Source organism: Paraburkholderia sp. J69-1, from assembly GCF_905220255.1.
Lineage (GTDB): Bacteria > Pseudomonadota > Gammaproteobacteria > Burkholderiales > Burkholderiaceae > Paraburkholderia.
This window is the reverse complement of sequence record NZ_CAJMZG010000002.1, coordinates 33,673-60,478: the sequence shown is the minus strand read 5'-3', so window position 1 is coordinate 60,478 and position 26,806 is coordinate 33,673. Positions and strand designations below refer to the sequence as shown.

The window sequence follows — 26,806 nt, the reverse complement described above, 5'->3', positions numbered from 1 at the left end:
GAATTCGTTAGTCATGCAGATTAAATTCGATGCGATAAAACGTATCGCTGCATCGAGATGATTCGCGCGCGTGACGTGAAACCCCATCGTCACGCGCGGTAGCCGCGGTTTGACCGCTCAGTTTCCGGGACGGCCGCCGCCTCCGCCGCCTGGAGGCCGATTTCCACCGCCGCCGCCGGGAGGCCTGCCGCCGCTCTGACCCGGTGGCCGGGCGCCGCTATTGCCGGGCGGTCTGGCTCCGTTGTTGCCCGGAGGCCGCGCGCCATTGTTGCCCGGCGGGCGGGCGCCGTTATTCGGCGGCCGATTGGCATTGCCGTTGCCATGCCCGTTCCCGTGGCCATTTCCATGCCCATTTCCCATTCCCGGCCGATTCCCATGGCCCGGCGGCCGTGCGCCATGTGAAGGCGGCCGCACGCCGGGCGGCGGTCCGGGGCGCGGTCCCGGATGACGATTCCAGCGCGCCTGATTGCCATACCACGGCCGATCGCGGTAATAACTGCCCCAGTACGCACCCAGCGTGAACGTGAGGATCGGCAGGCCGATGGTCGCGCCGTAATTCATCAGCGGTACGCGTGCACCCTGGTACGGATACGAGAGATAGCCGCCATAAACCCAGCCGCGCAGGCCGGGCAGGCTGACGTCGCACCAGCTATAGCCGGACACGCAACCCATCACGGCAAGCGAGACGCCGCCCGGCACCTGCGCCACGACGGGATAGTCGCCGGCAGGCCCGGCGTAGAGATTGACGGTGGTACTGGTGAACGCCTGGCTTTGTGCGTGTGCCGGCGCTGCGACGACCGCGACCAGACCGGCAAGCACCGCACCCACGAGCTGTTTGCGCATCGCGGTTTCTCCGAGGTTGAACTGCCCGTTGAATTTTTATTGCGATATCAGCCAGTAAGGTAGCAGATATGGATTTTTCGCCGCGGCTGCGCATGTTACGGCGTATTTCGTCGCATTGCGGCAGGGCACGCAATATTTCGGGATCTGGAAGGAGTCGAGCGAATTGCTGCGTGTCACACGCAAAAAAACGCCTTGTGCAAGAATCGCGGCTCGGCCCATGCACGTTACATCGTGCGTGCGTAGCCGGGATCGAAGCAGCAAATCGAAGCAGCAAATCGAAGCAACAAAGCGAAACAGAATTATCAGAAAGTCAGAAAGACCAGGAGCAGACAAGTGATTCAACGCATTTCGGGATTTTTCACGGGCGTGGTGCACCGGTTTTTGCCGGACCCGCTCATTTTTGCCATTCTTCTCACCGTCGTGACCTTCGTGCTGGCGTTCGCCTTGACGCCGCAACCGCCCGAAGCGCTCATCATGATGTGGGGTTCGGGTTTCTGGAATCTGCTCGCGTTTGCGATGCAGATGGTGCTGATCCTCGTGACCGGCCACGCGCTGGCCAGCTCCGCGCCGGTCAAACGGCTATTGGTTGCGCTCGCAAGCTGTGCGCGCACGCCCGGTCAGGGTGTGATGCTGGTGGCTTTCGTGGGCGCGGTGGCCTGTGCGATCAACTGGGGCTTTGGCCTCGTGCTCGGCGCGATGTTCTCGCGCGAAGTGGCGCGCCGCGTGCGCGGCACGGATTACCGGCTGCTGGTCGCGGCCGCATATATGGGCTTTCTGACGTGGCACGGCGGCTTGTCGGGTTCGGTGCCGCTGGTAGCCGCCACCAAGGGCAATCCGATGGAAAAGACCATCGGCCTGATTCCCGTCTCGCACACCATTTTCACGGGCTATAACGCCTTCATCACGATTGGCCTGATCGTGTTGTTGCCGATTCTCGTGCGCCTGATGATGCCCAAGCCCGAGGACGTCGTTTCGGTCGATCCCGCGCTGCTCGAAGATCCGCCCACGGTCGAGCGCCAGCTCGGCCCCGACGCCACGTTTGCCGAACGCATCGAGGAAAGCCGCGCGCTGTCGCTGCTGGTGGCCGCATTGTGCGTGGTGTTTCTCGGCGTGCGTTTTCACGAGAAGGGCTTCGCGCTCGATATCGACACCGTGAATCTGGTGTTCCTCGCTGCCGGCCTCGTGCTGCACAAGACGCCGATGGCCTATGCGCGCGCCGTCGCGGGTGCGGCCCGCGGCGCGTCGGGCATCATGATCCAGTTTCCGTTCTACGCCGGCATTCAGGCGCTGATGGACCACTCGGGCCTCGCGGGCGTCATCACGAAATGGTTCGTCGATATCGCCAACGTGCACACGTTTCCGCTGCTCGCGTTCCTGAGTTCGGCGCTGATTAACTTCGCGGTGCCTTCGGGCGGCGGCCACTGGGTCGTGCAGGGCCCGTTCGTGATGCCGGCGGCGCAGGCGCTGGGCGTCGACCTCGGCAAATCGGCGATGGCGATCGCTTACGGCGAGGCGTGGACCAATATGGCTCAGCCGTTCTGGGCGCTGCCCGCGCTGGCGATCGCGGGCCTGGGCGTGCGCGACATCATGGGGTATTGCGTGACTACGCTGCTGTTTTCGGGCGTGGTATTCGTCGCCGGGATGTATCTGTTCTGACCGGCGCGTTTGCTTGGAAAAGCGGCGCTATGCGTGGCGCCGCTTTTTCGGCAAGTGTTTCAGCAGGAAGTCGCGCAATACGATGGCGTGATTGTGTTCGGCGTCGTGCGAGCCGTAGAGCAGCACGATCGGGCCAGCGTGCGCGGCTTCGGCGAGCGGTGCCCACGCGTCGTGATTCGCAGCGAGCTCGGCCAGATAGCGCCGCTCGAATTCGTCCCAATGCGCCGGATCGTTCTGATTGGCGTGAAACCACTGGCGCAGCGCGGTGCTGGGCGCCGCTTCCTTCGCCCATGTCACGCCCGCAAGCCGCTCCTTGCTGATGCCGCGCGGCCACAGCCGATCCACCAGAAAGCGATGTTCTCTGCCTTCCGGCAGCGCTTCATAGACGCGCTGTAGCGCGATCTTCGCTGCGCTCATTTCGTCGATTCCCTTTGCTGAAAGTTGAAGCGAAAAAAGCGCTTCCAGTCTAGCAAACGCCCGAATGGCACTTGTGCGAGCCGTATTCGGGTTTTCCTGTAATCTCGCGGCTGGTTCTTGCTACTCGATTGTCACTCGACTGCCACGCCCGCACCGCCCACCACGGAGCCGCCATGCCCGCCGAACGCGACACGACGTCTTGCGCAATCCGCCTCGCATCGTTGCCGTGCGGGGTCGATCGATGAACGCAAGCGCACTGGCACTCGGTCTCACGGGCATGCTGGCGAGCCTCGCGCTGCTGATCTGGCTGGCGTACCGGGGCTGGAGCGTGCTGCTGCTCGCGCCGCTTTGCGCAATGCTGGCCGCTGCGATCTCCGGCCAGCCGGTGCTCGCGCACTGGACCCAGACCTTCATGCCCAGCACGGGCCGTTTTCTCGCGCAGTTCTTCCCGCTTTTTCTGCTCGGCTCGCTATTCGGCAAGCTGATGGAGGACAGCGGTTCGGTGGATGCCGTCGCGCAGTTCATGATCGATCGCCTCGGCACGCGCCACGCGCTCGCCGCCGTGGTGCTGGGCGGCGCGCTCGTAACCTATGGCGGCGTGAGCCTGTTCGTGGCCTTTTTCGTCCTCGCGCCGATGGCGCAGGCGCTGTTCCGTTCCGCCGATATCCCGCGCCGCCTGATGCCCGCAACCATCATGCTCGGCACCGCTACTTTCACGATGTCCGCGCTGCCCGGCACGCCCGCGCTGCAAAACGCGATTCCGATGCCGTTCTTCGGCACCACGCCGTTCGCGGCGCCGGGCCTCGGCATCGTCGCGACGATCGTGATGGCGGGCTTCGGCCTCTGGTGGCTCGGCCGCGCGGCCGCGGCGGCGCGACGCAACGGCGAAGGCTTCGTCGAACCCGCAGGCGGCGGCGCCGACGACGACACGCGCGGCAAATCCCCGCTCGTGCGCGAACGCGCGAGCGTCGCGCAGACCTTCGACCCCGCCGAAATCGACAGCGGCGCGCACGCCCGCGCCGATGCCGGGCCGCAGCCCGCCTGGGTCGCGCTCGCGCCGCTCGCGGTCGTGGTGGCGATGAACTTCGTGATGAACGTGGTGGTGTTCCCGCGCATCGACGCCTCGTATCTCGCCGAGCCGATCTGGGGCGCGACGACGCTGCATGCGGTATCCGGCGTCTGGGGCGTTTCGGTGGCGCTGACGCTGGGCATCGTCGTGCTGGTCGCGCTCAATCGCGCACGGCTGGGCGCGCTGCGCGAAAGCGTCGATGCGGGCGCGAACGCAGCGGTATTGCCGGTGCTCAGCGTCGGCAGTCTGGTGGGTTATGGCGCGGTGATCGCCGCGCTGCCGGCGTTCGAGGCGGTGCGCGACTGGGTGCTCGGCATCGGCGGCGGGCCGCTGGTTTCGCTTGCGGTGGCGACCAATCTGCTCGCGGGCCTCACGGGTTCGGCTTCGGGCGGTCTCACGATTGCGCTCGATGCGCTCGGCGGCACTTATATGCAACTGGCCGCGCAGCATCATATCGATCCGGCGCTGCTGCATCGCGTGGCCGTGATGTCGTCCGGCACGCTCGACAGCCTGCCGCACAACGGCGCGGTGGTGACGCTGCTGGCCGTGTGCGGATCGACCCATCGCGAGAGTTATCGCGACCTCGTGGTGGTGAGCATTCTGGGCGCGATTCTCGCGCTCGCGGTGGTGATCGTGCTGGGTTCGGTGTTCGGCAGTTTCTGACGCGCCCAGGCCGAAGCCACTGCACTTTTACGTCTTGTAGAGCGGTATGTTCGCCATTCGGCCGATAGACGTGCGCGTCGATCCGGTCCACACTGCGCGCATCGATCACACGCGCATCAAGACGAAAAACATATGGAACTGCGCCAGCTACGCTATTTTCTCGCCGTTGCGGAGCATCTGCATTTCAGCGAGGCCGCGCGCGTGCTCGGCATTGCGCAACCGCCGTTGAGCCAGCAGATACTCAAGCTCGAAAAGGAGATCGGCACGCGGCTTTTCGTGCGTCATTCGCGGCATGTCGAGCTAACCGGCACCGGCAGACTCTTTCGCGAACGCGCGCTGCGCATCGTCGAAGACGCCGATCTCGCGCTGGCCGAAGCGCAAAATGCCGGGCGCGGAGAAACCGGCCGCCTGAATCTAGGGTTCGCGGGATCGACGGTGTTTCATCCGCTCGTGGCCACGTTGCTTCAGCGCTTTCGCAGCGCATATCCGGGCGTAGCAATCGGCTGCGAAGAGAGCAATAGCTCGGTGTTGCTCGAACGCGTGAGCGAAGCCCGTGTGGATGCCGCCTTCGTGCGCCTGCCGCTCGATTGCCGCGGCCTGGAAACGCAGCCGCTAGTCGAAGAAGACGTACTGGCCGTGCTGCCGCCGCGCCATCGGCTCGCGCGTCGGCGCAGTCTCGATCTCGCCGATCTCGCGGGCGATCCGCTGATTCTCTTTCCGCGCCCCATCGGCCCGGATCTTTACGATTCAATCATCAGTGCGTGCCGCGCGTCGGGTTTCAATCCGGTCATCAGCATGGAGTCGCCGCAGATTTCGTCGACGGTCAATATGGCGGCGGCGGGCTTTGGCGTCACGCTGATTCCGTCTTCGATGCGGCAGATTCAGGCCAAGGGCGTCACCTATCACGCGCTCAAGGGCGGCTCGCTGCATACGACCATCGCGCTGGTGCACCGGCCACGCGAGCGCGCGCCTACCGTGCAGAACTTCGTGCGTATCCTGCGCGATACGGCTCGAAACGCGCAGCGCGAGTGATCGGCGGGGCCCGTGCCGATTGATATCTTTTTCGTCTTGATCGGCGCAAACACAGTATTGGACGGGCGTTGCTGCGACAAATTATCCTAGTTTGATTCGCATCCGCTTTCCATCTGGAGTCGTTCGCATGTCCACCATTCCTCAACGCCCCGTCTCGTCCAGCACGACGTCCGGTGTTGGGCGAGCGTCGCTCGTCGCCTCGCTGCAAGCTATCGTCGGTGATCGTTTCGTGCTGACCGGCGACGAAGCGACGCGCCGTTACCGCAAGGGCTTCCGGTTTGGCGAAGGCAAGGTGGCGGCAGTCGTGCGGCCCGGCTCGCTGGTCGAGCAATGGCAGGTCTTGCAGGCCTGCGTGGCGGCGAACGCGGTTGTGATCTCGCAGGCCTCGAATACGGGCTTGACCGGCGGTTCCACGCCCGATGGTAACGATTACGACCGCGACGTGGTGATCGTCAGCATGACGCGCATGCGTACGGTCTATGTGATCGACGAAGGCAAACAGGTCGTGTGTCTGCCCGGTGCGACGCTCGATCAACTGGAGCAGACGCTCAAGCCGCTGGGCCGCGAGCCGCATTCGGTGATCGGTTCTTCGTGCATCGGCGCTTCGGTGGTGGGCGGCATCTGCAATAACTCGGGCGGCGCGCTGGTGCGGCGCGGGCCGGCTTATACGGAAATGACGATCTACGCACAGGTCGATGCGCAAGGCACGCTCAGCCTCGTCAATCATTTGGGTATTGAACTCGGCGACACGCCCGAGCAGATTCTCGCGCGCCTCGATCGCGGCGAACTTCCTGAAGCCGATATCCGCCACGACGCGGGCGCGGCCTCGGACCGCCATTACGCCGAACACGTGCGCGACGTGGACGCCGCCACGCCCGCACGCTACAACGCCGATCCGCTGCGCTTGCACGAAGCGTCCGGCTCCGCGGGCAAAGTGATGGTATTCGCGGTGCGGCTCGATACGTTTCCGATCGAGCAGGGCGCGAAGGTGTTTTATATCGGCACGAATGCAACCGCCGAACTCACCGACGTGCGCCGCTATCTGCTAGGCGAACTGTCGAGTCTGCCGATTGCGGGCGAATATCTGCATCGAGACGCTTTCGATATCGCCGAGCGTTACGGCAAGGATATGTTCCTGCTGATCCAGCATCTGGGCACCCAACGTCTGCCGGGGCTGTTTGCGCTGAAAAGCCGTTTCGATGCCTTTTTCGAGCGCTTTTCTTTCCTGCCCGCGCATCTGACCGACCGCGTGATGCAGGCCGTGAGCCAATTGTTTCCGGGCCATCTGCCCGCGCGACTCAAGGATTATCGGCAGCGCTACGAACATCATCTGATGCTGAAAGTTTCCGCCGATACGGTGGACGAAACGCGCGCGTACCTCACGCGCTATTTCGGACAGGCAAGCGGCGACTTTTTCGAATGCACGGCGCAAGAGGGCAGCAAGGCGTTTCTGCATCGCTTCGCGGCAGCGGGCGCGGCCGTGCGATATCGCGCCGTGCATGGCGATGAAGTCGAGGATATTGTCGCGCTCGATATTGCGCTGCGCCGCAACGACCGCGACTGGTTCGAAACGCTGCCCGATGCCGTCGAACGCCCGATCGCCATCAAGCTGTATTACGGGCACTTCCTCTGCCATGTGTTTCATCAGGACTATATCGTGCGCAAAGGCCACGATTGCCTCGCGCTGGAACACGAGATGTGGAAGCTGCTGGACGCGCGTGGCGCCGAATATCCCGCCGAGCACAACGTCGGCCATCTTTATCACGCGAAGCCTGAATTGAAGTCGTTCTACGAAAAACTCGATCCGTGTAACTGCTTTAATCCGGGTATCGGGCAGACTTCGAAGTTCGCGCATTACAAAGAGCGCGCGCAATAAAACGAAAAAGGCGGTGCATCCACAATGCACCGCCTTTTTGATTGATTCGCCAGCGTCTGGCTGGAATCAGCCGGCCTTGCTCACCGGCACCCAGCCGTTTTGCTGAGCCGCTTGCGCAAGCTGCCTGGCGATCGATCGGGCGAGCTTGCCGGCGTCGGAGGAAATCGTGTCGTTCTTCGCTTCCGATGCGCCATGCACGCCCGCGCCCGCTGCCGCCGACATCGCCACATGGCCCGCTGCTGCACCCACGCCTGCCGTTTCGGCGACGCCGGGCATATGGCCGCTGTTTGCATCGGCTTCGAAGGTGACGAGCGTTTGCGGCGCGCCGTTGGCCGGCAGATACGACACGGCAATCGTCGCGCCCACTTCGCTCTTGCCCGCGCCCAGACCGATCAACATGCGGCGGCGACGGCTGCCCGCATCGATCGTATCGATACGGCCTTCCACGACGATGGCGGCACGGCCTGCGGGCACCGGGCCGTCCACGCGCAGGGCGGGCAGACCCTGCTTTTGAAGCTGCGCGACGATATCGTCGGCGAGCTTTTCGCGTGCGGCCAGCGCCGCTTGCTGCTGCTGTTGCGCCGACGATTCGCCGCTGGCCATCGCCTTGAGCTTTTGCGCCATGCCGCTATCGAGCTTGACCAGATCCGGCGAGATTTCGAACGCGGAAACATAGATGACATCGGCCTGAACCTGCGGCAGCGGGCCAGCGGCCTGCAAGGTGTTGGCCGCCGATGCGCAGCCCGAAGCGAACAGCGAACCTGCGAGCAGCGCTGCGCCTGCGAGTCGTTTGGTCTGGTTGATGAAAGCGTTGAAGATCGTGGACATGTCGAATCGCCTGAAGGGTCTTCGACACGAGCGCATCAATCAGGATGCCGAACTATCGAAGCGGGTTCATGAAAGCTGGCAGGTCGCTGCGCCTTTCGGCTGCGTGCGTCGCTCAGCACAGGCGCAAGTATGGGAGCAACTGCGCGCTTATGCCACGCAACAATTATGTCGATCTATGTCACGTGCGCGGGGGCGCGCCGGGCAAGGTGAGAGGAAATGGGGGAGGGTTGAGCGAGAGCTTCACGCGGGCTTCCAGGCCGCCGCCATCGCGATCGAGGAAGGTTAGCGAACCTCCTTGCTGACGCGCGATTCGTTCGACGATTGCGAGCCCGAGTCCGGTGCCGCCCGAATGTCCGCGCGCGTTGCTGCCGCGGCTGAACGGCGATTTGAGGCGTTCGAGTTCGGCGGCGCGAATACCGTTGCCGCGATCGCACACGGCCACCCAGGCGAAGCCGTCTTCCTGCCACGTGCGGATGAGCAAACCCGCCTTTCCATAGACGACCGCGTTCTGCATCAGATTCATCAGCAGGCGCATGACGGCCACGGGCCGGAAAGCAAACATTGGCAGTGGGCCTTCCTCGAAGTCGAACTCGTGTCCGAGCCCGGCAAAATCGGCAACGAGCTGGCCTGCGAGCGCGTTGAGATCGCCTTGTTGCGGCGCTTCGCGTTCGCCGCTGCCCGCGTAGTCCATAAACTGCTGAAGAATCGTGTCGATGGTATCCAGATAGCCTTCGGATGACGCCACCAGCGCGTCGTTCGTGCCTCGCGGCAGCGCCATTGCGATGGCAAGGCGCAGCTTGGTCAGCGGCGTGCGGATGTCGTGCGACACGCCCGCGAGCATCAGCGCGCGCGTGGCTTCGGCCTCGCGCAGCGCGGCGGTCATCTGGTTGAAGGCGCGGCTGACTTCGGCGATTTCGGTGGGGCCGTCGGTGGGCAGCGGCGCGGGCGTGTCGCCTGCGCTCACGCCGCGCGCGGCATGCGCGAGATCGGCGAGCGGACGGTTCAGGTGCATCTGGATCAGCCAGCCCGTGAGCGCCGCGAGCAGCGCGAGGCCGATCGACAGCAAGATGGCCGTGGTGATGCCGCTGGCCTGGGCGTCGGCGGTCATCGGCAGGGCGATCCAGACCGGCGCGTCTGCGGTGTGCACGCGTATCCACAGGCGCGCTTCGTCGTCGCGGTCGGAATCGGCGATTTCCCAGCGCACCGGCATATCGGCAGGCAAATGGCGGCGCAGCGCGTCCAGGAAAACATCGCGCTGCCAGCTACGAAAGAAACGCAGCGGATTGATGGCGGGCGCGACCACGCTCGACGCGGGCGCCGCGCTTTGCGCATGCAGACGCGCGGCGGCGGCGCGGCTTTCGGCGGGCGGCATCGCCACCAGCATGCCGTCGAGCACCTTCACGTAGTCGGAAAAAATGATCGACGCGCGGTCGATGCGCGGGCGCTGCACGAAATGCAGCAGCGCGCTGAGCGAACAGACCTGCGTGAGCGCGACGAGCGCCACCAGCAGCACGATATTGCGCGAGAGCAGCGAGCGCGGCAGCCAGGAGCGGGGCGTGCCGGACGAGCTTCGCGCGGTCGACACAGGCGCGCCCATCAGGAATCGACGCCGGCCACCAGCATATAGCCGATGCCCCAGACGGTCTTGATGAAACGCGGCTTGGCCGGATCTTCCTCGACGATCTGGCGCAGCCGCAGAATCTGCACATCGACGCTGCGATCGAGCGCGTTGTGATCGCGTCCGCGTGCGCGCGCGAGCAGGTTTTCGCGGCTCACGGCGCGATTGGGCGATGAGCCGAGCGCGTGCAGCAGCAACATCTGCGCGGAATGCACGTCGATGGGCACGCCGTCGCGCATGAGCGTCTGCTGGCCGACATCGAAGACGAAATCGCCGAAACGCAGCCGCTGCGAGGTCACCGTCGGGTCGCCCGCGGCCATTTTCTGGCGGCGCAGCAAGGCTTTCACGCGCGCAACCAGTTCGTCGGGCAGAAAGGGTTTGGCGAGATAGTCGTCGGCGCCGGTTTCGAGGCCGATCACCTTGTCCGCCGCATCGCCTTTTGCGGTGAGCATGAGGATCGGCAAGGTGTGGCCTTCGGCGCGCAGGCGGCGGCACACGCTCAGGCCGTCCTCGGGCTCCATCATCAGATCGAGCACGAGCAGGTCGTAGGGCTCGCGCTGCAGCATGCGGTCGAGGCGCTTGCCGTCCGCGACAGCGCGCACCTCGAAGCCGTGGCCGCTCAGGAAGCGTTGCAGCATGTTGCGCAGCTCGGCTTCGTCGTCCAGCACGATGATGCGGTTTGCCTGCTCCATGGCCGCCTCCGGCGGTGATCGATGCGGATGGTGCGAATGATGCGCCGTCAAAGGCGCACCATTCGCACCAGGGTTTGCGCGTGCCGCGGTCATCGGCTCGCGGCGGCGCGTGCGCGCATGAAGTCTTCGATCTGCGCGAGCGTAACGAATCCAGCGTGCTGTGTGTCGATGGCGTCGAAATGCTGCGCCACCATCGGCATGCCCGCCTGCGCCTGTTCGCGCGTGAGCTTGCCGTCGTGCGTGGTGTTGGCCTGCGCAAAGCGGGTCTGCAACTGCGAGAGCGCGCGGGCCATGCGCTCGTTCGTGGCGGGCGCGGCAGCGGGCGCCGCCGGTAAGCCTTGCGCCGCAGCCGCTGCTGAAACGATACACAAAATCAGGGGGACGATCATCTTCTTCATGGTGTGCTCCGTAGGGTGGCCGACATAGCGTGCCGGCCGGTCAGGGGAAATCGGATAAAGGCATCGGCAAATACATCAGGCCCAGTGCGCGGGGACCCACACGGCGCCCGCCCAGTGGCCCGGCACCCAGATCGCGGCGCGCGGCGCGGCATACACGGGGCGCGGGGCGATATAGACGGCACGCGGCAGCGGACGGCCTACGTACACGACTTTGGGCGGCGGCGGGGCGACATAGACGACCTTCGGTGCCGCTGCGACGTAGACCGTTTTCGGCGGGGGCGGCGGCACGTAGACGGCTTTCGGCGCGGGCGTGACATAGACCGCCGTGTTCGCGGGCGGCGGCGCAGGCGTGACGATCACGGGCGCCGGCACCGGAGCGGGAACAGGCGCGACGGCAACGGTAGCGCCGACTGCCACCGTACTGCCGCCTGTCACGACCGTCGTACCGCCAGTAGTGCCGCCGGCCACGACAGTCGTGCCATGCACGACTGTGCTGCCGCCCGAAGTCGTCACCACGCCGGGTGCAACGCGGGTGGCGCTGCCCGAATGCGTGTACGTGCCGCCATCCGTCCCCGTGACCGTGCCGGAGCGCGAACAGGTCGAGCCTGCGCAATTCGTCGAGGCGTTGTGGCTCACGCTGTTGCCGTTGGCCGCCGTGACCGTGCCCGTCGACGAATACTGGCCGGGCGCCGTGCGCGTCACGCTGCCCGAAGTCGAGGCGCTGCGGCCATCTTCGCCGGTCATCGTGCCGGTGTGCGAGCAGGTGCCGCCCGCGCAGCTCGTATCGCCCGCATGCTGGACCGAACGTCCGTTCGGGCCGACCGCCGTGCCGCTATTCGAGAACTGCCCCGGCGCGGTGCGGGTGACGTTGCCCGTGTTGGTGGCGATGCCGCCCCAAGGACCGCCCACGCCGCCCGCATGCTGGCAACTTCCGCCGCTGCACGAACCCGCATGCGCAGCGTTATAGGTGCCGTGCGGCGTATAAGCGGTGCCGTGGCCAGACCAGCCTGCGAAAGCGGGGGCGCTGGCAAGCGCAATAAACGTGGCGGCGACGAGGGTGAGCGGTTTCATCAGAGATCCTTGCGATTGCAGCGGTGAGAGCGGGGCGGTTCGTTTCAGGACACGTATCCGGCGTTCCGGCGTGTCAGCGGAACGAACTATAGGGCGGTGCCCGCCGCAAGTCGCGTGCAAAACCATGTCGCGGTGTTACATCTCGCGGCGGCTTTTGCCGGCATCGCCAACCCGCACGGGGCAAGGCGAAGCGGCCGCTTGCCGGGCCATTTCCCGCATGACACACGACGACATAATTCGCGCGTGGTGTTTCGGGCAGCGCGCCTCTACAGTGCGTTCATCCGACGCGACGACCACACACGATTCGAACCCGCGTCCTCTTTCACCCAGCGCTCATTCGCACATCGTCATCATGCTCACCACTGGAAAACTCGCGTATTACGTCACGCTGCTTATCGTTACCGCTTCGCTGATCGAAGCGGCCTGGCTCACCTTCCGCAAGCGCCGCGCGGGCGATGCCGCGTTCGACTGGTCCGATGTCTGGATTTCACTCGCCGATCTCGCCGGACGAAAACTGTTCGCGCTCCTGCCCATTTCACTCGCCGCGCCGATCTTTCATTTCGCGTGGGAACATCGGCTTTTCACGCTCTCGATCGATAACTTCACGCTGGCGTTCTTTGTCTTTATCGGCCAGGAGTTCTGCTATTACTGGTATCACCGCGCTTCGCACCGCATGCGCTTTTTCTGGGCCACGCATGCCGTTCATCATTCGCCGAATCAATTGACGCTTTCGTCGGCGTATCGGCTCGGCTGGACCGGCAAACTCACGGGCCCCGCGATGTTTTTCGCGCCGCTGGTGTGGCTGGGCGTGCGTCCCGAAGTCGTGCTCGCGATTCTCTCGTTCAATCTGCTTTATCAGTTCTGGCTGCATAACACGTGGATTCCCAGACTCGGCTGGCTGGAGTACGTGTTCAATACGCCTTCCGCGCATCGCGTGCATCATGCGTCGAATGTCGATTATCTCGATGCGAATTACGGCGGCGTGCTGATCGTATTCGATCGCCTGTTTGGCACCTATGTGGCCGAGCGCGCCGATGAGCCTTGCCGCTACGGCCTCGTTACGCCGACGCGTTCGCGCAATCCGCTGGTCGTCGAATTCGAGCATTGGGTGAGTCTCGTTCGCGATATCGCGGCGGCGCCCAATCTGTGGACCGCTGTGCGTCATGTGATCCTGCCGCCGGGCTGGAGCGCGGACGGCAAGGGCGAAACCACCGAGGAGCTGCGCAAACGCAGTCTCGCGACGGTGCGCACGGATGCTTGAATGATGTCGATGAAATGCGCGAGCACGGTTGCCGCAAACGGCCGGCTCGGTTAACGTGGCGGCCCGCAGCGGCTTTGGGCCGCTGCAACGTTTTCGAACCCGTCGTCCTTTATGCGGGCGACTTTACGCAGAAAGCAGGCAATCAGAATGGATAACTCAGTGAACGGCAAGACGGTGGCGATCACCGGCGGCTTCGGCAGCCTTGGACTGGCGACGGCGCAGTTTCTGGCGGCGCGCGGCGCCCGCGTGGCGCTGATCGGCCGAGGCGCGGCGCCTCGCGCCGACGCGCTGCCGGCCGCACTCAAGGACGCCGTGTGCCTGGGCGGCGTCGATCTGGTGGACGCTCAGGCCGCCGGCGCGGCGCTGGCCAGAGCCGCCGAGGCGCTGGGCGGACTCGACGCGCTCGTCAATATCGCGGGCGCATTCCGCTGGGAAACGATCGCCGATGGCGATGCAGGCACCTGGGATCTGATGTTCGATCTGAACGTGAAGACCGCGCTGAATGCGTCGAAGGCTGCGCTGCCGGCGTTGCTCGCGCGCGGCGCGGGGCGCATCGTCAATATCGGGGCGGGCGCGGGGCAGAAGGCGGGCATGGGGATGGGCGCGTATGCGGCCTCGAAGGCTGGCGTAGCGCGCCTGACCGAGGCGCTGGCCGAAGAACTCAAGGATAAGGGCGTGACGGTCAACGCGGTTTTGCCGAGTATTATCGACACGCCGCAAAATCGCGCCGATATGCCCGACGCCGATTTCACCCGCTGGGTTCAGTCCGATGAAATCGCCGCGGTGATTGCGTTTCTGATTTCGTCGGATGCGCGCGCGGTGACGGGCGCTGCGATTGCGGTGAACGGGCGCGTTTGATCGGAGTGTGATGGCGCTCGCACGGGCCTAGTGTCCGTGCCCGCCGCTGCCGTGGCCACCGCCGCTTTGCCAGGTGCCGCCGCCATGACCGCCTCCATGCCAGCTGCCGTGGCCGCCATGCCAGCCGCGTCCGCCGTAACAGCATCCGCCGCCCCACCAGGCCACGCCGAAACTCGGCCCGTAGTAATAATCGGGGTAATAGCCGTACCCATACGGATAACCGTAGGCGTACGGATACGAATAGCCATAGCCAGCGTCGTAATAGCCCGGGTAGCCTGGATAGGGCGCGACTGCACATCCTGCGAGTGCAGCGGCCGCGCCGATTGCTCCAATTACGCAGATGAAACGGTACACGGTGGTCTCCCCTCGATACTGCTTTGGCATCGCGGAGAGGGCACAGGTTCACGGGCAATTGTGTCCGCAGATTACTGGCACGCACGCCAGTAATCTGCGGATGATTCGTCAGGAAGACGAAAGATTGCGCGAGCGACCGAAAGCCAGCCAGTCGAGCAGCAGAACGGCCAGAATCGTTGCGCCCATTAGCGGGAAAATCACGGCCAGCAGGGCCAGGCCGATCTTCCACGCGCGCATCGGCGGCGCAGCGCGTTCGCGCGACGGTGCGCCCACCGTGCGCGAAGGACGGCGCAGCCACCACATCACGAAACCCGTCACCGCAAGCGCGGCCAGGCCGAGTGAAATGACCGTGCAGACGATCTGGTTCGCAAGGCCAAAATAGCGGCCCATATGCAGCGATGTGCCGTACGAAATGACCTGCGAAACCGCGCCGTAATCGGCGTAATGAATATCCTTGAGCACCTTGCCGCTGTATTGATCGATATAGACGGTGCGCTCTTTTTGCGGGTCCGCAGGGAAATACGACACGGTGTAGACGCCCGAAGACGTAGCGGGAAGCGCGATATCGTAGCCGCTGGCCACGCCGGAATCGCGCATCAGCGCGACGACCTGATCGAGCGTAAAACGCGTGCTCTCCTGCGCCACAGTATCGGGCGATTGCGGCACCTTGACCGCGCCTACGGCCCACGGCACGTTGGGCAAGGGCAGATCGTCCATCACCATGCCGGGCATCGAGGACATATCGTGGCCCGCATGTTCGGCGTGATCCGTCTGGGCAGACGCGCCGGGCAGCGTGGATTTCAAGGGCAACCCGCCGCCCCATGCGCCGCGCGGTGCGCCGACATTCACGCGTGTCGCCAGCGCCTTGAACTGTTTGCCCCACGATCCCGTCCACGGCAGACCGCTCACGACAAACGCCAGCGCGCCCACCGCGAGCCAGATGCCGATCACGCTATGCAGACTCTTCCACCACGGTCTGCCTTTCGTACTGAAACGCGGCCAAAGCGCACTGCGCAGCGAAGTCCGTTTGCCGTCGGTCGCAACACGCGGCCACCAGAGCGCGATGCCCGTGCCGATCATCACCAGCGTCCAGCACGCGGCCAGTTCCATCAACAATTCGCCAGGCTTGCCGAGCAGCAACTTGCGATGCAGCATGCGATCCACCTGCATGAATCGGCTATCGACATCGAGCGTGCCGAGCACGCCGCCGCTATACGGATTCACATAGACGCTTTCCTTGCGACCATTGGCAAGCGCAAAAACGAATTCCGCGCTGCGCGCAGGACTGGCTTCGATATGCGCGCGTATGGGTTTTGCCTCGGGCGGCAGCGCTGTGCGGGCTTTATCAAGCAGCGTATCGGCAGGCAGACGCGGAGAATCGGCCGGTGTCACCACCAGACGATGCGGATAAAGCAGCGGCTCGATTTGCGGCTGAAAGCAGTAGATCGTGCCGGTGATCGCCAGCACGATCAAAAATGGCATGACGAAAAGGCCGGCATAAAAATGCCAGCGCCATAGTGTGCGATAGCCAGGGTGAACGGCACCGGCAGCGCGCGCAGTGCGCGTGCCGGAAGCAGGCAGCGTAGCGGACATGATGGGTTCCTGTTGTTATCGATGTGGCGAATGCGAGCAATCGCTCATATGCCGATCTTCGCTTCGACATAGAAAGTGCGGCCCGGATAGGGGTGATAGACGAAGTAGCGCGCACCGAAAATATTGTCGATGCCTACACCAATCTCACTCTTCTTCGTCGGCCGATACGTGTACTTCACATCGGCGACCGTATAGCTGCTGGTGCCGCCGAAAACGTCCGGGTTGGTATCGGTATTCGTGAGCGTGTTGTATTGACGGCCTGAATAACGGGCGGCCAGCGTCAGCGCGCTATGGGCATCGAAGCGATACGTCGCGACGGCATTTACGCGCCACAACGGAATGCGATAAAAGTATTTGCCGACGCTCGCGGGGTTCTGCGCGTTCTCGAGAATTTTCGACTGCGTGTACGCGACGCTGGCCGAAAAATCGAGCCCATGCAGTACCACGTCCTGGCCTTGATAGCTCGTTTCCACGCCGCGCGAACGCACCTTGCCGATGTTCTGGAAGTTGGTGACGTTCGGAATCACGGTGGTATCGGTCTGACTGAAGATGGTGTTCTTCACGTCGTCCTGAAACAGCGTGAAACGGAACAGACCATTCCAGTGCGCCCATTCGGCAGTGAGTTCTTTCGACAGATCGTCTTCGGCTTTCAGATTGGGATTGTTATTGACGATCGACGATCCGTTGATTTGCCCCTGGAACAATTCGCCCACAGTCGGGAAACGATAGGCGCGCGCAATCGAGGCCCGCAGCGTGAGATCGTCGGTGACATCGAAAGAAAGCGAGGCTTTCGGCGAGAAGTGCTGATCGCTCACGCCCGCATACGGCACCGTCGAAGCGCCCAGCGACTGATAACCGTCATACGCGCGCCAGTCTTCGTAACGCACGCCATAGACCAGTTTCCAGCGCGGCAGAAAGCGCCACGCGTCCTGCGCGTAGACGGCCTGCGTTTGCGTTTTGCCGGCGAACGCGTTGGCGAAACTCCCCGCCGGACCGTCGCGCCATGCGAGCGTGTTGTAGGTACGGTTATCGACGAAGTAATTGTCGTAGTGATAGCCGAACGTCAGCCAATGCGCGACCAGGCCCGCATCGGGTCGCGCGGGCGTCCACGTGGTCTTGAGGTCGAGCGTTTTCCAGCCGGTGCCGTCGCCGAGCGTCATCGTGCCCGCGCCGTTGCCGGTTCCACCCGAACTGGCCGTACGCGCGACGCTATTACTTACGTCGTAGTACGAAGCAAGTGCCTCCGCGTTCCAGCCGGTTGCCTGATGCGTGCGCAGATTCAGACCGTACAGCCAGTTCTCGCTCTGGCCGCGGCTGGGCGCCATCGCAGAAGCGGGAATCGTGTACTCGTATCCGCCGATATTGACCTTGCCGCTATAAACGGGATTGCCGTTATCGTCGTAGAGAAACGTCGATGTCTGGCTACTATAGGTTTGATGCCAGTAACCGAGCGTGAATCCGCCCTGCACGGTAGGCGTGAAATCGTATTGCGTGCGCAGCTTGAACTGGTCCTGTACCGTGTGCTCGATGCCTTCGCCGTTCACGCCCAGCACGACAGTCGGCGTATTGGTCTGGTTCTTGTAGAAGTACGCGCCGTGCACGGGCGTGTCGCTCGCCGTCGCTGGCGTGCTCGATTGCGCGAGCGTAGCGAACTGCAACGGCTGGCTCGTATTCTCCAGATGATTCACGCCCAGCAGCCAGGAGAACTTGCCGATGCGATCGCCAATCGACGCACTCATTTCGCTGCCGTTGAAATTCTGGTTCACGCCGTAAAGGCTGAAGTGCTGCGTGAACGCTTTCACATCGACGTTGGCCTCGAATTTCGAGGGCATGCGCGTGGTAATCAATACCGTCGCGCCCAGCGAATTGCCCGGATAAAGCACCGAATACGGTCCGTAAATCACATCGACCTGCTGGATCTGGTCGGGAAACACCATCGACCAGCGCGGCGGAAACGCATAGCTGTTGCCAAGCAGATTGGACAGCAGCAAACCATCCGAATACACGAGGCCGCGCGCGCTTTGCGTATTGCTCGTGCCGCGCACGGCGATGATCGAATTCAGGTCGCCGACAAAGCGTTTGCGCACCGCCAGATTCGGCATGTACTTGAGCACGTCTTCGGTATTGACGACGTTCCAGTTGTTGAACTGCTCGGGCGTGACGGTTTCGACCGTGGCGGGCAGATTTGGATCGACAGCGGGCGTAGCCGCGCCGCGCGAGGCCGTGCCTGAAGCGCTGATCGTGACCGTGGGCAGCGTGGTCGCGCTGGTGGTATCGGCGTCGGCGGCGTGGGCCGATGCAGTGGCGAAAGCAGCAGCGGCGGCAGCCGCGAAAGGTGCGAGCAGGCACAAAGGCGTGCGCGAGATACGGACGTGCGAAAGCAACCGCGCGCCGCGCGAGGCGGGCGTGAACATGTGAGGTTTCCCCAGAGCAATAGACGTGCGGCCGCGGATGGCGCTTCCAGGCGAGCCATTGCGTGTGTGCAGCGCGCGTCTTTATCTGCGTCGAGCCGATGCATGGCCGATGCCCGAGCGCGATCGCAAACGATCACAAACAATTGCAAGCGATCAGCGAGCGACGGCCAGGCGAAGATCAGGCAACGAACAACCGGTAATCAGGCAGAAAAGACGCGAACGTGCGGCCGATGACGACAGCAGTCAAGCGAATGCGCGGGAAACAGCAGGAGGGGCGCGTGGACGGCCCGAGGGAAAGGCCCCGAAGGGCGTATGACGCGTGGACAGCGTCGCTGCACGCTCGACATTGGCCACGAGCGCGCGTTGCGCTTCGGGCACCGCAATAGCGGGCATGGCGACGTGATGTTCGAGCAGATTGCAGTAACCGCAGGCGCCGAACGCATCGTCGTGCGAAAGATGCGGGGCCGAGGAAGCCGGCTGGAGCGCGGAGCAAAGCGTAGCGTCCGGCTCGTGCGCGTGATGCGCGGCAATCAACTGACTCGCGAGCGGAGCAAGCACGATGAGCCACATGGCGACGAGGCCAAGCCATGCGGTCAGCAAAATGTGCTTGCGTAGTTTCATATTGGAGTGAGCGATTGCGCGGCGCAGTCTACCACGCCAGGCGCGATTCACGCACGCGCGAAAGCAGGCTGAAAGTGGTCATAAGCAGTCCCGTATTTGGCTGTGCTCGCGGGAAAATGTCCTGAAACAGGCGCTTTCGTACTTTTACGATAGGTCTCGAGCGATACGAATGTCACCATGATCGGCATGTTCAACTGAACAATATTGAGGGCCGCCTGCGTGGCGGCACGCGATCATGTCCGTTTTTTCCCTACGCCCTTCGCCCAGCCTGCTCTGGATGGCCCGTACCGCCGAACCCGCTGATCAAAGGCTCGAACATCGCGCATGCGACAGCACGTCGCACGCGCCGCTCGCGCGCGGCAGCGGTATCGATTCGACCCGTTGCGGCTTGGAATTGCCCATTAAGTTCGCGCTGAAACTCGGCGCGCGCACGCATGCCACGCCGCGCAATCCGGTGAATTGCCCGCTTGCAGACAATGCGCTGCGTCAGTGGTGCGTGCGCCGGCAAAACGGTCAATGCCCGGAAGAAAACGCTCGCCATCAAAGCCCCTGAAATCACTACGCCGAATGCTGGCTCGCCGCCAGTTCGCGCAGCGCTTCAAGTTCGGCGACGACTGCGCCCGAAAGCTCGCCGGCTTCGTCGTTCCATGCGCCAGCCTCGCGTAGTGTCGCGCGCAGTTCCTGGCACGCTTCATAAAGCATCGATGGGCCGAGCACCGCAAGACCGCCCGAAACACGATGCGCCCATTCGCGCAGTCGCTTGAAATCGCATGCGGATGCGATCTCCGCGTAATCGGCGATATCGTGATCGGCCTGCTCGATAAAGAGCGGCGCAATTTCAGGCGATAGCGCAGGGAAGCGCGGCACGTCGGCATCTTCTTCCGCGGTGGACTCGACCGCAGCGTTCGCGTGTGCGCCCGCCACATCGGCCAGTACGCGCGCCAGTTCCGCAAGCGGCACGGGTTTGCTCAGATAGTCCGTAAAACCAGACTGACGGCCTTGCGCAATCTGTTCGGGCAAGGCGTTGCCGCTCACCGCGTAAATCGGCAATGTGCCATGTTTTGCGCGCGTGGCATGCAGCAATTCCAGGCCATTCATGCGCGGCATGTTGAGGTCGGTGAGCACGACGTCAACGCGCGCATCGTCCAGACGTGCGAGCGCTTCTTCGCCATCCTTCGCTTCGATCACATTCGCGCCGAGCGTGCGCAACTGGTCGCGCAGCAGGCTGCGATTGAGCAGATTGTCTTCGGCGATCAGCACGTTCAGGCGCTGGAAATCGCTGCCTTGCAAGGGTTCGCGCGACGCGGCAACCGCGCCTTCACGCTGCACTGGCCGCGCGCGCAGCATCTGCGTCGCGGTGCGAATGCCCGCGAGGCTATAGAGACTCACTTCCACGCTGCCGTCTGCGCGCGCGAGCGGCACGAGCGGTCCATCCTGGCGCAGCCACACCACGTTCGCCGTGCCGCCCCACACACGCAGCACATCGTCGATGCTGAATTCGCCTGTCACCAGCAGATAATCGAGCGCACTCTCGCGCGATGAAACCGGTGCCGAAGCCAGATCCGCCGGCGTGCTGATCTTCGTGTCGAACAGGTTCGTCAACCATTCGTGATTTTCGGGCGCGCGGCACAAAATGGCCGGATTGGTTTCGGGCAGCGTCCATTCTTCACCGGCCGTCGCGTCGGCATCCACGCGCAGCGGCAAGGTGACGATCACGCGCGTGCCTACACCCAGGGTGCTTTCCACTTCGCAGCGTCCTTTCATCAGCGTGGCAAGACGCCCGCAGATCGACAGGCCAAGCCCGGTGCCGCGCGCCTCGGTCAGACGATGGGCGTCGCCTTGCGTAAAAGGCTGGAAAAGACGGGCCTTGAGCGACTCCGGCATGCCCACACCCGAATCCGCCACGCTGATTTCAATCGCGTCGCCGTGCCAGTTCGCGCGCAGCACGATCTTGCCGGAGTGCGTGAACTTGAACGCATTGCTCAGCAGATTGTTGATGATCTGCGCGAGCCGCACCGGGTCGAAATAAAGCCGTGCAGGAATGGCGCGGTCGATCACCAGATAGAAGGGCACCTGCTGTCGTGTCGCGAGCGGCGCATGCGCGAGAGCGATGCGCACCAGCATCGCAGCAATCGATTCGGATTCCTCTGAAATCGTCATCGCGCCCACATCGATCTTCGAGAAGTCGAGCACGTCGCTCACGATCTGCAGCAATTCGGACGCGGAAATCTGCATCGCCTGCACGCGCGCTTCCTGCTCGGGCGCGAGCGGCCCGCGCGCCACCAGTTCGATATTGCCGGTGAGCGAGGCGAGCGGCGTGCGTATTTCATGGCTCATCGCCGCGAAGAAGCTGACCTTGCTGCGCGCGGCTTCGTCGCTGGTGCGCTTGGCTTCGCGCAGCAGGCGTTCGGCTTCGTAATGCTTCGACAGATCCGCGAATGCGCAGAACATCACGTTTTCGCGACGCATCGTGGCCGGTGCGTAGGTGATCTCCAGATGCACGCTTGCGCCGTCTTCGCGCGTAAGCGAAAAGGGCAGATCGTAGATCGGCATTTCGCCGTCGCCGGGCGGCGGGTAAGGCATGCGCTTTTCGAATTCGACACACAATGCGCTCGGCAAACGCGTGGCCTGACTGTCGAGGCCCAGCACATTGCGCACGATCTGATTGGCGATCACGATTTCGAAAGTGCTCTGGCGCACGATGCACAGACCAACCGGCGTGGCATGCACGAGCAGATGGTTGAGCAGTTCGCCTTCGAGCGCGCGCGACGCTTCCAGATAGGTGCGTTCGAGCACGTGACGGTTCCAGTAGCGCGACAGCGCCGCCAGCAGTGCGAGCAACGCCAGCGTCATCAGCCCGATAACGGCGAGCGGCACGCGGATCAGCGCGAATTCCGTGGTCCAGGAAATCGCCAGCGTGTAGTGGCCGAAGTCGTAGAGCGGCTGCTCCCGCATCACCCAGCCGAAACGCGGCAGCAGATGAAAGCGTTCGAGCGGCAGGTTGGCGATTTTACGATCGACGTATTGCGCGGCCACGGTGCTCAGCGGTCCGGCGAGCATGGCGCCATCACGATCGAACAGGGTCGGCACCGCCTCGGGATGCGCGGGGTTCGGCACGCGCGGCAACTGGTCGAGATCGATGGCGGTCAGCGCAATCGCATAAGGTTTGCCGTTCCTGCGCACGATGGAGCCGCCCAGCACCAGTTGCGGCGCGAAATTCAGCCGCGCAGGCGGACGAAACCACGTGACCTTGCGCCCAAAACCTTTACCCGATGGCGCGACGCCGGGCGCATTCATGCGCAGCAGCACCTCGTCGACCAGCATGCGCGCATGTTCGGCGCCGCTGTGCAGCGAGGTATCGGCGGGATTGCGCGCGCCGGGCGCGAGCTTGTAGCTCCAGGCCGCGCTGCCGTCAAGCAGCAGGAACAGCATGGGTGCATTGGCGCCGACGAATTCCGCGATCTGCACCGCGCGATCGCACGCTGCGTGCAGTTCGGGGCTGCCATCGAGACCGTCGAAGGCCGGCGTGCAGCGTTGTGACGTCACGGGCACGCCCGGCGCTTCCGGCAGGACCGCCGCGCTCGTCTCGTTCTCCTGCAAGGCCACCATCAGGCTCTGGCCCACGATCAGATTGAAGCGCCGCAGCAGCAGTTCGTTGGTCTGCGCCGTGACCGCGCGCATCTGCATGGCCTGGGTCGAGAGCGCCGCCGCGCCGATGCTGAACACCGCCACCGCCGCCGCGCACAGGCCCGCGAACGCCAGCAGCGCGATCAGCATGCCGAACACGCGCCGCTCGTGTTTCAGATTCCGTTCCAGCGCCTTGAGCGCGCCGAGCGGCGAAGCGAGCGAGGCGATGCGCCGTTCCATTATGCGAACCCGTGTTCGCTCGCGTAGCGGATCAGATCGGCATTGGAGTCGAGATGCAGCTTGCGCATGGCGGCGCGCTTTTGCGTGGCGACCGTCGTGATCGAACGATTCAGCCGCTTCGAAATATCCGTGACGCTCAGGCCCATCGCGAACAGGCGCACGACTTCGAGTTCGCGCGGCGAGAGCGGGTTGCTGCGGCGAAATTCATCGGTGGTCGAGCCTTCTTTCGCCAGCCGTTCGGCGATGCGCGCCGACAGCGTCGTGCCCGGCTCGACCAGCGCGCGCTGGCAAACCTGGGCGAGCGTCGGAATCGGCTCGTCCTTGCCGACCAGGCCCGCCACGCCCAGCGCGGCGAGTTCATGCAGGATGCCGCCGTTGGTCAGCATCGTGAAAACCACGATGGGCAGATCGGGATACAGCCGGCGCACGCGGCCGATCAGGCGCAGGCCGTCTTCGTCTTCAAGCTCGCCCTGCATCGAAAAATCCGTCACCAGCAGGTCGCAGGGCGTCTTGCGCAATATATCGACGAGATCGGCACCCGAGTTAGCCGTGCCGACGACGCGGTGGCCCGGCAGTTTGTCGAGATAGTCGATGATGGCCGTGAGGACAACCGGGTGGTCGTCGGCCACTACGATCCGCAGGTCTTGCGTGGCATGGGTCATGGGCGTGAGCGTGTCGCCTGGCTATCGCAGTCTGAGGGGCGGCGCGGGGCGCCGTGCCATATTTCGTTCGGCATCCTCTGAAGGTTATCTCATTATATGACGTGGGTATGTGAGACTTGTCCGTCAGACGGGCAAGCCGGATGAGCAAGGGCGGCGCCTTAGTGGACGGTGTCGGTACGGGACTGTCGCGCAGCATCGGCGCCGTGGCGGGCGACGCTGGGCACATCCGTGCAGCGCGCGTGAAAGCACGCCGCCGAAAAACGGCCGGTTTCGCCGCCGGACTGCGGGCAGGCGTGGCTGCAGGCATGGGCGGAGACTTGAACGAGGCGCGGCGAAACAGGGTGTGCCGCAGGCGCTGCGGGCGCGATGGCTGGCGTCGCCGCGCGCCGCACGCTGGCCAGACAGAAAACCAGCGCCCAGGCCGCCATCGCCCAACCGAGCGCGCTGCCTGCCGCGATCAGCCAGAAGGTGGCCTGCGGTTCGCGCCACAACAGGAACAGCGTGGCGAAAAAGGCCACGTAATAAACCGGCAGCAGATAGACGCCGATGCGGCTCGCCCACGCGCAGGCGCGCTGCAGCCACGACATCAGGATGGCGGGAGTGGGACGGAAAGACGCGGCGGCGGTCATGGCGGAAGCTCGATCGGTTGAAAAGAGGCGTGGCACGCAGGGTCTTGCAAGCCACAGATCGACTTTAGCGATGGGCGCTGTCAGGGAAAATCGGATGATTCTGAGAAATTGCAGAGAAGCAATGTAGGGATTAGCGAAGACAAAACGACGCCAACAGAGCGGGTTTCCCCTAAAGGGCGCGAACTCCCTGCGTTGCGCGCGGTCCTAACCGGCCAGGGAAGCGAGCGTGGCCGCCGTTGCCGCCCAGCCGCCATCGCCATGAGCCGCCATGTTCCGCCGATGCGGCCGGCGACCACACGCGCTACCCTGTTGCGCCCCGCGACCCGTGGTCCGCAGCGGTATTGCGCTGTGCGGCCCGAGTTGCGCGGGGATCATCGAAGCCTCGCTTTTACAGGAAACTTTTCATGCGCCGACGTCAATTTCTTCTTAGCTCCAGCGCCGCCGTGGCCGCGAGCGGTCTTGCTCTCGCCGGCTGCACGACGACCCCGCTGGGCTCGGGCAACAGCGCCGCGCAGAACGCGGCCAAACGCAATTCGATCGACGCCAGCGTGGACGCCACGCTCACGCGCCTCTTCAACACCGTGACCGGCTCGCAGGAGCTGATCTCCAAGGCCAGCGGCGTGCTGGTGTTCCCGAACGTGATCTCGGCGGGCTTCTGGATCGGCGGCCAGTACGGCACCGGCGCGCTGCGCGTGGGCGGCCGCACCGACGGTTACTACAGCACGGTCGCGGGCTCGTTCGGCCTGCAGATCGGCGCGCAGTCCAAGGCGATCATCTTCGCGTTCATGAACCAGGGCGCGCTGGAAGACTTCCTGAAGAGCCAGGGCTGGGCGGCGGGCGCCGATGCCACCGTCGCGGTCGTAACGGTGGGCGCGAACGGCAACGTCGATACCGCTACGGCAACCAGCCCCGTCGAGGCTTTCGTGCTGACCAATGCCGGCCTGATGGCGGGCGTCTCGCTCGAAGGCGTCAAGGTCTCGCGTCTGGTGATCTGAGCGGGCGCATCCGCCTGGCAAGGTGCGCGCTGGCATAATCGCCGCGCGTACCACGAAGGACGGAGGAGTCAGCAAGATGCAGAAATCGGGCGGATCGGGCGAGACCGGCGCACCCACATTCAGCCGCCGGCACAAGATTCATTTTTCGGAATGCGACCCGGCCGGGATCGTGTTCTATCCGCAGTATTTCGTGCTGTTCAACGATCTGATCGAGGCATGGATCGACGAACTGATGCCCGAAGGCTACCACGGGATTCTCGGCGGGCGGCGCGTGGGCATGCCCACGGTTCATCTCGACGTGGATTTCACCGCAGTGAGCAAGATGGGCGACGAAGTCACGCTGTCGCTCGACGTGCAACGCGTCGGGCAGGCGTCGCTCACGCTCGCGTGGGCCTGTACGGGCGCCGATGGCGTGCTGCGCATGCGGGCGACGCAGACCATCGTCACCACGTCGCTCGACACGCACAAGGCCATCGCCATTCCCGACGATCTGCGCGATGCGATCGTGGCGGCGTCGGCGCGGGGCTGAATCCGCGCCGCACAGCGTCCTGGCGGATTAGCCGCGCACGCCCAGCGCCTGTTCCAGCGTGGCGAAAGTGCGTTCGTCGGTACGGTCGAACTGCAGCGGCGTTACCGCAATGCCGCCCGCATGGACCACGGCCGTTTCCGTGTCCGGCCCGTTGTCGCGCGGGCCGCGATGAAAGCGCAGCCAGTGATAGTCGATACCGCGCGGATCGATCTGCGGCACCACGTCGATACCTTGCACGAGCCCCACGCCCTGACGCGTGACGGTGAGCGGCCCGGCGGCGCCGGCGTCGACATCGGGAAAATTCACGTTCAGACAGACCGGCGCCTCGTGCGAAATCGCCGCGAGACGGCGGATCACGTCGGGCGCGAGCGCACGCGCCGTGTCCCAGCGAACGTGGTCGCGGTCGCGAAAGGCCTGGCTCAGCGCGATCGACGGCAGGCCGAGCAGCAAGCCCGTCATGGCCGCGCCCACCGTGCCCGAGAACATGGTTTCCACGCCCAGATTGGCGCCGCGATTAATGCCGGAGAGCACCAGCGACGGCGTGACATCGCCCATCAGGTGGCGCACGGCCATCACCACGCAGTCGCCGGGCGTCCCCAGCACGCCGAAGCGGCGCTCGCCGCGCCGGCTCACGCGCAGCGGCGAATGCAGGCTGATCGAATGCGAGGTGCCGCTTTGATCGTGTTCCGGCGCGACGACCCACACTTCATGCGCGAGTTCGGCGGCGACGGCTTCGAGCACGGCGAGGCCGGGCGCGTCGATGCCGTCGTCGTTGGTGAGGAGCACGCAGGGGAGTTTGCTGGCAGAAACTGAAGCTGAAACAGAAGCGGATGCAGATGCGGACATGGCAAGTCTCTTTC

At 64.1% G+C, this 26,806-nt stretch carries 24 protein-coding genes; 9 read left to right on the top strand and 15 right to left on the bottom strand.

Annotation, left to right across the window (positions count from 1 at the left end; genetic code table 11):
- Positions 1-117 precede the first annotated feature (117 nt).
- On the bottom strand, positions 118-843 hold the full coding sequence (locus tag U5A67_RS03435) for an SH3 domain-containing protein (protein ID WP_321813057.1): 726 nt from the start codon (positions 841-843) through the stop codon (positions 118-120).
- A gap of 333 nt (positions 844-1,176) precedes the next feature.
- On the opposite strand from U5A67_RS03435, the gene U5A67_RS03430 reads away from it, so the two are divergent.
- Positions 1,177-2,499 carry a TIGR00366 family protein gene (locus U5A67_RS03430; protein WP_205982489.1) on the top strand — a complete coding sequence of 441 codons (1,323 nt, stop codon included), beginning with the start codon at positions 1,177-1,179 and terminating at the stop codon, positions 2,497-2,499.
- Positions 2,500-2,526: 27 nt separating this feature from the next.
- Here U5A67_RS03430 and U5A67_RS03425 read toward each other — a convergent pair whose 3' ends face one another.
- Entirely contained in the window at positions 2,527-2,916 is a 390-nt protein-coding gene (locus U5A67_RS03425; RefSeq protein ID WP_205982490.1) for a DUF488 domain-containing protein, read from the bottom strand.
- A gap of 241 nt (positions 2,917-3,157) precedes the next feature.
- Here U5A67_RS03425 and U5A67_RS03420 point away from each other — a divergent pair, with 241 nt between their 5' ends.
- The 3 genes from U5A67_RS03420 to dld all read left to right on the top strand — a co-directional run bounded on the left by U5A67_RS03420 (position 3,158) and on the right by dld (position 7,556).
- The gene (locus tag U5A67_RS03420) at positions 3,158-4,648 is read left to right on the top strand and encodes a GntP family permease (RefSeq protein ID WP_321813056.1); all 1,491 of its coding nucleotides are present in this window, start codon (positions 3,158-3,160) and stop codon (positions 4,646-4,648) included.
- 132 nt (positions 4,649-4,780) lie between these two features.
- The gene (locus U5A67_RS03415; protein WP_321813055.1) at positions 4,781-5,680 is read left to right on the top strand and encodes a LysR family transcriptional regulator; all 900 of its coding nucleotides are present in this window, start codon (positions 4,781-4,783) and stop codon (positions 5,678-5,680) included.
- 127 nt (positions 5,681-5,807) lie between these two features.
- Positions 5,808-7,556, top strand: coding sequence for a D-lactate dehydrogenase (gene dld, locus U5A67_RS03410; protein ID WP_321813054.1), 1,749 nt, complete (start codon positions 5,808-5,810; stop codon positions 7,554-7,556).
- A gap of 66 nt (positions 7,557-7,622) precedes the next feature.
- Here the strand turns inward: dld and U5A67_RS03405 are convergent, their stop codons facing one another.
- From U5A67_RS03405 to U5A67_RS03385, 5 genes are all read right to left on the bottom strand, one after another.
- Positions 7,623-8,384, bottom strand: a complete 762-nt coding sequence (locus tag U5A67_RS03405; protein ID WP_321813053.1) for a DUF4410 domain-containing protein — start codon at positions 8,382-8,384, stop codon at positions 7,623-7,625.
- A gap of 178 nt (positions 8,385-8,562) precedes the next feature.
- The gene (locus tag U5A67_RS03400; protein ID WP_321813052.1) at positions 8,563-9,981 is read right to left on the bottom strand and encodes an ATP-binding protein; all 1,419 of its coding nucleotides are present in this window, start codon (positions 9,979-9,981) and stop codon (positions 8,563-8,565) included.
- Positions 9,981-10,694 (bottom strand): response regulator, encoded by a 714-nt coding sequence (locus U5A67_RS03395; protein ID WP_205982496.1) that lies wholly within the window; start codon positions 10,692-10,694, stop codon positions 9,981-9,983. The genes U5A67_RS03400 and U5A67_RS03395 overlap by 1 nt, the downstream gene beginning before the upstream one ends.
- 89 nt (positions 10,695-10,783) lie before the next feature.
- On the bottom strand, positions 10,784-11,092 hold the full coding sequence (locus tag U5A67_RS03390) for an EF-hand domain-containing protein (RefSeq protein ID WP_205982497.1): 309 nt from the start codon (positions 11,090-11,092) through the stop codon (positions 10,784-10,786).
- A gap of 75 nt (positions 11,093-11,167) precedes the next feature.
- Positions 11,168-12,163: a hypothetical protein gene (locus U5A67_RS03385; protein WP_321813051.1), complete on the bottom strand. Its 996-nt coding sequence runs from the start codon at positions 12,161-12,163 to the stop codon at positions 11,168-11,170.
- Between the two features lie 352 nt (positions 12,164-12,515).
- On the opposite strand from U5A67_RS03385, the gene U5A67_RS03380 reads away from it, so the two are divergent.
- Both U5A67_RS03380 and U5A67_RS03375 read left to right on the top strand, forming a co-directional pair.
- A complete protein-coding gene (locus tag U5A67_RS03380; protein ID WP_321813050.1) occupies positions 12,516-13,424 on the top strand; it encodes a sterol desaturase family protein in 909 nt (302 codons plus the stop codon).
- A 147-nt stretch (positions 13,425-13,571) separates the two neighbouring features.
- Positions 13,572-14,282 carry an SDR family NAD(P)-dependent oxidoreductase gene (locus tag U5A67_RS03375; RefSeq protein ID WP_321813049.1) on the top strand — a complete coding sequence of 237 codons (711 nt, stop codon included), beginning with the start codon at positions 13,572-13,574 and terminating at the stop codon, positions 14,280-14,282.
- A 27-nt stretch (positions 14,283-14,309) separates the two neighbouring features.
- Here U5A67_RS03375 and U5A67_RS03370 read toward each other — a convergent pair whose 3' ends face one another.
- From U5A67_RS03370 to U5A67_RS03355, 4 genes are all read right to left on the bottom strand, one after another.
- Positions 14,310-14,636, bottom strand: a complete 327-nt coding sequence (locus U5A67_RS03370; protein ID WP_321813048.1) for a hypothetical protein — start codon at positions 14,634-14,636, stop codon at positions 14,310-14,312.
- 108 nt (positions 14,637-14,744) lie between these two features.
- The gene (locus U5A67_RS03365) at positions 14,745-16,229 is read right to left on the bottom strand and encodes a PepSY domain-containing protein (protein WP_321813047.1); all 1,485 of its coding nucleotides are present in this window, start codon (positions 16,227-16,229) and stop codon (positions 14,745-14,747) included.
- Between the two features lie 44 nt (positions 16,230-16,273).
- Positions 16,274-18,643, bottom strand: coding sequence for a TonB-dependent receptor (locus tag U5A67_RS03360; RefSeq protein ID WP_321813046.1), 2,370 nt, complete (start codon positions 18,641-18,643; stop codon positions 16,274-16,276).
- 243 nt (positions 18,644-18,886) lie between these two features.
- On the bottom strand, positions 18,887-19,264 hold the full coding sequence (locus U5A67_RS03355; protein WP_321813045.1) for a DUF2946 domain-containing protein: 378 nt from the start codon (positions 19,262-19,264) through the stop codon (positions 18,887-18,889).
- 235 nt (positions 19,265-19,499) lie between these two features.
- Between U5A67_RS03355 and U5A67_RS03350 the strand changes: the two genes are divergently transcribed.
- Complete coding sequence (locus tag U5A67_RS03350) at positions 19,500-19,817, top strand: hypothetical protein (protein ID WP_321813044.1); 318 nt, start codon at positions 19,500-19,502, stop codon at positions 19,815-19,817.
- A 5-nt stretch (positions 19,818-19,822) separates the two neighbouring features.
- On the opposite strand, the gene U5A67_RS03345 is transcribed toward U5A67_RS03350, so the two are convergent.
- The 3 genes from U5A67_RS03345 to U5A67_RS03335 form a co-directional block, all read right to left on the bottom strand.
- A complete protein-coding gene (locus tag U5A67_RS03345) occupies positions 19,823-23,131 on the bottom strand; it encodes a hybrid sensor histidine kinase/response regulator (protein ID WP_321813043.1) in 3,309 nt (1,102 codons plus the stop codon).
- Positions 23,131-23,793, bottom strand: coding sequence for a response regulator transcription factor (locus U5A67_RS03340; RefSeq protein ID WP_321813042.1), 663 nt, complete (start codon positions 23,791-23,793; stop codon positions 23,131-23,133). Before U5A67_RS03340 ends, U5A67_RS03345 begins: the two co-directional genes overlap by 1 nt.
- Before the next feature lie 158 nt (positions 23,794-23,951).
- A complete protein-coding gene (locus U5A67_RS03335; RefSeq protein WP_321813041.1) occupies positions 23,952-24,422 on the bottom strand; it encodes a hypothetical protein in 471 nt (156 codons plus the stop codon).
- A 404-nt stretch (positions 24,423-24,826) separates the two neighbouring features.
- Between U5A67_RS03335 and U5A67_RS03330 the strand changes: the two genes are divergently transcribed.
- Together U5A67_RS03330 and U5A67_RS03325 are read left to right on the top strand one after the other, a co-directional pair.
- A complete protein-coding gene (locus U5A67_RS03330) occupies positions 24,827-25,417 on the top strand; it encodes a YSC84-related protein (RefSeq protein ID WP_205982555.1) in 591 nt (196 codons plus the stop codon).
- 76 nt (positions 25,418-25,493) lie between these two features.
- The gene (locus tag U5A67_RS03325) at positions 25,494-25,946 is read left to right on the top strand and encodes a thioesterase family protein (RefSeq protein WP_321813040.1); all 453 of its coding nucleotides are present in this window, start codon (positions 25,494-25,496) and stop codon (positions 25,944-25,946) included.
- A 27-nt stretch (positions 25,947-25,973) separates the two neighbouring features.
- On the opposite strand, the gene surE is transcribed toward U5A67_RS03325, so the two are convergent.
- Positions 25,974-26,792, bottom strand: a complete 819-nt coding sequence (gene surE / locus U5A67_RS03320; protein WP_321813039.1) for a 5'/3'-nucleotidase SurE — start codon at positions 26,790-26,792, stop codon at positions 25,974-25,976.
- Positions 26,793-26,806: the final 14 nt, after the last annotated feature.